We start from the raw sequence: 4050 nt of genomic DNA on the forward strand, positions 1-4050 counted from the left end.
TGTATGTCGGGCTCTTCCTCGGGGTCGGCGGCGCGACCGGGCTTCTCGTGGGGTCACGGCCGTCCGGCGCCGCACTGCGTCTGGTCCTTGCGGCCCTTCTGGCAGGACTTCTCGCGACACCCGTCGCGCTGATCGCCCAAGGGCTCGATGCCCTCGGCGCGCCTTTGGCGGCGCTCGCCGATCCCCACGTGTGGCAGGCGGGCGCAGGAACCAGCTTCACCTGGACGCTCGCGGTTGCGGCCGCGGCCATGGTGGTGGCGCTCCTGGCGACGTGGGTGCCCGGCCAGTTCCTTGCCGCGCTGCTGTCGTCCGCCGCGTTGCTCGGCGTCGGAGTTGCCCTGGCGTCGAGTGGTCACGCCTCGAATGCCTCTCCGACATGGCTGATGCGCCCGGCGGTCGCCGTGCACGGGCTTGCGGTCGCCCTGTGGATCGGCGCCCTCGTGCCGCTGGCCGCGTCCCTGCGCGGAGGCTCTCCGGTCAACACGGCGGCGCTGCGGCGCTTCTCGCAGTTTATCCCGTGGGTCGTCGTCGCGCTACTGGTATCGGGCACGGTTCTCGCGGCGGTGCAGGTCGGCATCGTCTCCGCGCTCTGGGCCACCGCCTACGGACGGGTCCTTCTCTCCAAGCTCTGCCTCCTCGCGGTTCTGTTCTCGCTCGCCGCCTACAACCGTTGGCGCCTCACCGAGCGGACGCTGCGCGGCGAGGTATCGGCAACCGTGGCGATGCGTCGGGTGATCTTCGCCGAGGTCGGAGTGGCGGTCCTGATCCTGTCGACGGTCGCCTTGTGGCGCTTCACGCCGCCGCCCCGTGTCGAAGTGGCGATCGCGGCCGAGCCCGCCCTAGCCCACGCGATGGGACGAACCGTCATGGCCGACCTGTCGCTGGTCCCCGGCCGGGCCGGGCCTGTCACCGCCGAAGCGACGCTCTTCACCATCGACTACGGACCCGTCGCCCCGACGTCCGTCACCTTCGTGTTCGAGCAGGCCGTCAACGGGATCGGCCCCATCCGGCGGACGGCGGAGAACCGCGGCGATGGGGTCTGGCGGGCGGATGCGACATTGCCCCTTCCTGGCGCCTGGGCCGTCCAAGTGGAGGTGCTGATCGACGACTTCACCCTGGAGCGCATCGCGACGACGATCGACGTCAGACCCTGACGATCGCCTCGCCGCCCGACAGCCCCGACCACCGATCAGCGTTGGAGACCGAAAGGATCATCTCGATGTCATCGCCCGCTTCAGCCAACCGCATGCTCGCGATCGGCGGTCTCGTTGCGCTGCTCGGCGTGCTCTTCGCCGGCCTTGGCTTCGTCTATGTCGGTCAGGCGGAGCACAGCGCGGTCAAGCGCCCCTTCGAGCTCGTCGACACATTGGGCCGCACGGTGACCGAGCATGTGTTCGAGGGACGCCCGTCGCTCGTCTACTTCGGCTACACCAACTGCCCGGAGGTCTGCCCGACGACGCTGATCGAGATGGCGGACTGGCTGAACGAACTGGGGCCCGAAGGCCGAGACCTTCAGGCGCTCTTCTTCACCGTCGACCCCGAGCGCGACACGTCGGACGTGATGGGTCCTTACGTCGCGTCGATTTCCGACCGGATCGTCGGCGTGACGGGAAGCGAGGCGGAGATGCACAAAGCGTCGCAGGCCTGGCTCATCGTCGCCCGCAAGGACGGAGACGGCAACGACTACCACGTGAAGCACACGACCTCGCTGCTGCTGGTCGGGCGGGATGGTCGGCTGAAGGGACTGATCCCGTACGGCACGCCACGCGAGGAGGCGATCGACAAAATCCGCCACATCCTCCTGCGTCAGGCTTCGGCGCCAACGACCGGGACGTGACGGACGGCGGCTCGGTCTTCGCCACTACACCTCAGGCGGACGACCGTATGGTCATCCGAACGGTCGAAACGCCCGGAGACAGCCGCAACATCGGCGGAATGGTCGGAGCTACGAAGGCGCTCCCGTTTCGCTACGAATGATGCAAGAAGATAATGAGGATCCACGATGCTTGTCATGAACACGTCGCCCGAACGTGGCCGGTCGCTTGAGGAAGCCGATGCGTCCACGCTCGGACCGTGGGGTACCGATGCCGCCCAGCTTTGGCTTCAAACGCAAGCCGGAAGCGCGGAGACGCCGCTTCTCGAGCTGCGTGGGCTGGCGGCCGAGCTCGGGGTCGCAAACGTCCACGTGAAGGACGAGGGCCAACGTCTCGGGCTCGGCTCCTTCAAGGCCCTCGGCGGCGCCTATGCCGTGGCGTGTCTCGTCGTTGAGGAAGCGTCGCGCCGCCTCGGCCGGAGGATCGGGTTCGACGAGCTTGCAAGCCAGGAGGTGGCGACGGTCGCGTCGTCGATGACGGTCGCCTGCGCGACCGACGGCAACCACGGCCGGTCGGTCGCGCAAGGAGCGAGCCGGGTCGGTGCCAAGGCCGCCATCTTCGTCCATTCGGGCGTCAGCGACGAGCGGGTCGCCGCGATCGCGCACTTCGGCGCCGAGATGATCCGTGTCGACGGCAACTACGACGACTCGATCGCCCGCGCTGCCGAGGTCGCCGGGGAGCGGGGCTGGATCGTCGTCTCCGATACGTCGTGGCCGGGATACGAACGCATCCCGTCTCTCGTAATGCAGGGCTATACCCTTCTGGTCCGCGAAACGCTCCTTCGTCTGCTCGACCCGCCGACGCACGTGTTCCTCCAGATAGGGGTCGGCGGCTTTGCGGCGGCGGTCGCGGGCCACATGGCGCTCGTCCTTGGTGATCGGCGCCCGACCGTCGTGGTGGTCGATCCCGCGCGCGCCGCCTGCTTGGTCGAGAGCGCGAAAGCCGGACGTCCGGTCAAGGTCGGGCATGGGGAGCCGACCGTGATGGCCATGCTGGAATGCTACGAACCCTCGCTCGTCGCCTGGCGCGTCCTTTCGCGTGTTGCAGATGCGTTCATGACGGTCGACGAGGGCGACGCGCTCGCCGCCATGAACCGTCTTGCCCGTCCGGTTGCGAGCGATCCGGCGATCGTCGCCGGCGAGAGCGGCGGCGTGGGGCTTGCGGGCTTCGCCACAGCGATGCGCGATCCGGAAGCATGTCGGCAACTCCGGCTCGACGAAGCCTCTCGCGTTCTCGTGATCAACACGGAGGGCGCCACCGATCCCCGTCTCTATCGGGAACTCGTGGGATTCGATCCCGATCAGGTACGGATGGGACCGCAAAACTCGAGGCCGCAACATCGCGTCGACGAGCGCCGATAACGCTTCCTGCCTGCAGCGTTCGAGTTCGTGGCTCGGACGTCTTCGTAAACCTTCCCGAACGGCATCGTCTCCTGCGGCAGCCCACCCAGGAAGCCGCGATACCGGGAGCCTATCCGCGATTCGGCAGCCCCAAGCGCCGCCATGTTGCGGCGAACCAAAGACGGACGTGCCCAGAGGGGATACACCTACCTTGCGTTTGTTATGAGATAACATTACACGCCTCAGCCGGATCCACTATCGGAGTTGGCTATGCGCAAGTTGCCCGTCACCGTCCTGTCCGGCTTTCTCGGAGCCGGAAAGACGACCTTGCTGAACCACGTGCTCAACAACCGCGAAGGGCTCCGTGTCGCGGTCATCGTCAACGACATGAGCGAAGTGAACATCGACGCCGCACTTGTGCGCGAGGGCGGGGCGAACCTCTCGCGCACCGACGAGAAGTTGGTCGAGATGACCAACGGCTGCATCTGCTGCACGCTGCGCGACGACCTTCTCGCCGAAATTCGGCGCCTAGCCGAGGAGGATCGCTTCGATCATCTCCTCATCGAGTCCACCGGGATTTCCGAGCCGCTTCCCATCGCCGCAACGTTCGAGTTTCGCGACGAGGCCGGGGCCAGCCTCTCGGACGTCGCGAAGCTCGATACGATGGTGACCGTGGTCGACACGGCCAACCTCCTCAACGACTACAGCTCGTCCGACTTCCTGCGCGACCGCGGCGAGACGGCGGGCGACGGCGACGTGCGCACGCTCGTCGACCTTCTCGTCGAGCAGATCGAGTTCGCCGACGTGATCGTCCTCAACAAGATCTCGGCCGCCAG

General features: G+C 67.1%; 4 protein-coding genes. All 4 read left to right on the plus strand.

Annotated elements, in window-relative coordinates; translation table 11 throughout:
- The coding region (locus QZ753_RS16440) for a CopD family protein (RefSeq protein WP_294645167.1) at positions 1-1154 on the plus strand (1154 nt) is incomplete at its 5' end.
- 65 nt (positions 1155-1219) lie between these two features.
- Positions 1220-1837 (plus strand): SCO family protein, encoded by a 618-nt coding sequence (locus QZ753_RS16445; protein ID WP_294645169.1) that lies wholly within the window; start codon positions 1220-1222, stop codon positions 1835-1837.
- Positions 1838-2002: 165 nt separating this feature from the next.
- Complete coding sequence (locus QZ753_RS16450) at positions 2003-3235, plus strand: diaminopropionate ammonia-lyase (RefSeq protein WP_294645170.1); 1233 nt, start codon at positions 2003-2005, stop codon at positions 3233-3235.
- Positions 3236-3484: 249 nt separating this feature from the next.
- The coding region (locus QZ753_RS16455) for a GTP-binding protein (protein ID WP_294645172.1) at positions 3485-4050 on the plus strand (566 nt) is incomplete at its 3' end.

The sequence above is a fragment of the uncultured Aureimonas sp. genome (assembly GCF_913775355.1).
Lineage (GTDB): Bacteria > Pseudomonadota > Alphaproteobacteria > Rhizobiales > Rhizobiaceae > Aureimonas.

Bases quoted from the DNA above. Each gene is read 5' to 3' on its own strand.
- QZ753_RS16445 (WP_294645169.1), top strand. From the start codon at position 1,220: ATGTCATCGCCCGCTTCAGCCAACCGCATGCTCGCGATCGGCGGTCTC.
- QZ753_RS16450 (WP_294645170.1), top strand. From the start codon at position 2,003: ATGCTTGTCATGAACACGTCGCCCGAACGTGGCCGGTCGCTTGAGGAA.